Source organism: Acutalibacter sp. 1XD8-33 (assembly GCF_003612555.1).
GTDB lineage: Bacteria > Bacillota > Clostridia > Oscillospirales > Acutalibacteraceae > Acutalibacter.
The window spans coordinates 1-1,407 of the sequence record NZ_RAZF01000084.1 but is presented as its reverse complement, the minus strand read 5'-3'; the positions used below and the strand labels follow the sequence as shown (position 1 = coordinate 1,407).

At 56.6% G+C, this 1,407-nt stretch carries 1 protein-coding gene; it reads right to left on the bottom strand.

Translation table 11 applies throughout. The features are described from left to right. A partial coding sequence (locus D7X94_RS18660; RefSeq protein WP_158591085.1) for a hypothetical protein occupies window positions 1–1,407 on the bottom strand: 1,407 nt, incomplete at both ends.

Genomic DNA, 1,407 nt, shown 5'->3' with positions numbered 1-1,407 from the left:
GTACAGAATGTCAGTGTTAATGCCAGCGCCCGGCTTGGTGCCGTTCTCGGCATAGGAGAAGTTCTTCTCATACCACCAGGAGCCCAGAGTGGTCACGCCATTCTCAAGCTCGGTGTAGTTGTTCAGGTAAGTGTTGTCACCGAAGGAGGCAAGAGCGGCCACGGGCCAGTTGGCGGCGTTGTAGCCAATGCCATTGCCCCAGTTGCTTCCGCCAACCTTCGCGGTGGTCTTGCCATTCAGGCCGGACACGCCGGGGGTAACCACAGCGCCCTCGGGCATATCCATCACCAGGTAGTAGTTAGCCAGGTTCGTGTTCAGGAAGGTCGTGGCGGCTGCGCCGGTGATAAAGGAGACATTATTAGCCAGCTCTACAGCGGGAGTAAACCAAGCGGTGCTGTTGAGGTCAGGAGTCTTAGCAGCGGCGTTGTAGGCCATATCGGCGCCAAGATCCTTAGCGGTGCTCTCCCAGTTGGCAACGTCAGCGCCAACCCAATCGGCATCAGTACCCACATTCGCACCAACCGTAAAGGTAACGGTAGCAGCAGTCACATCAGTGGTGCCATCGGCGTCCTTAAATGTCAGAGCAACAGGGGCGGCAGGAGAGGTAGCCGCGTCAAGCGCGCCGGAAGCAACCTCAATGGGGTTGGTCTTGGGTGTGGTGCCATCGGCTTCCATGGCGTTAGCCTTAACGCCACCGTCATTGATCTGAGCCAGAATCTTCATAGCCCCGTTGTCATGGACGAACTGAAGCTGAACGGTAATTGCGCCAGTGGCAGTGTAGCCATCCAGATAAGCCTCAACCTTCTTGGCAATATCAGCCTTGAACTTGGTCAGGTCGTCAGCTGTGGCAGTCCAAGCAAAGGCAGCGGTGATCTCATCGGCAGCGGTGTGCGTAGGATCATCATCAATCACATTGGCCAGAGTGATGGTGGGATCTACGCCGGGCCAAGTGATGCTGGCAGGAGTGCCGTGGGTAAAGGTTGTGGTCAGGACAGTCGTGCCGTCAATGTCGAAGTCCATCGTATTGGTTGTGGTACCAGGAGTGACGCTGGAAAGTACCACGGTCTGGGGATTGCCAGCCTCATCATTGAAAGCAGCCTTCAGCTCTACTTCAGTAGCGTTAGTCTCCAGGCTGAGAGTGATGGTAGTGCCATCAGCAATGGTGTAACTGCCATCCTCGGCTTCGGCAGCCAACTTCGCGGCAATGGCCTCTTTGGCAGCAGCGATCTCCTCAGGAGTATCTCCCAGGGACAGAGCCATATCCACAGCACCGCTGTTAACGGTCAGGTCGGTGGCAGGTGTCCAGTCGATGGTATCGGTGCCGGCAGGAGTACCGCCGTTGGTCCACAGAGCGCTGTCCAGCTGGAAGTTGAACTGCTTCTGGGTCTGGTTATAGGTGGACAGGAT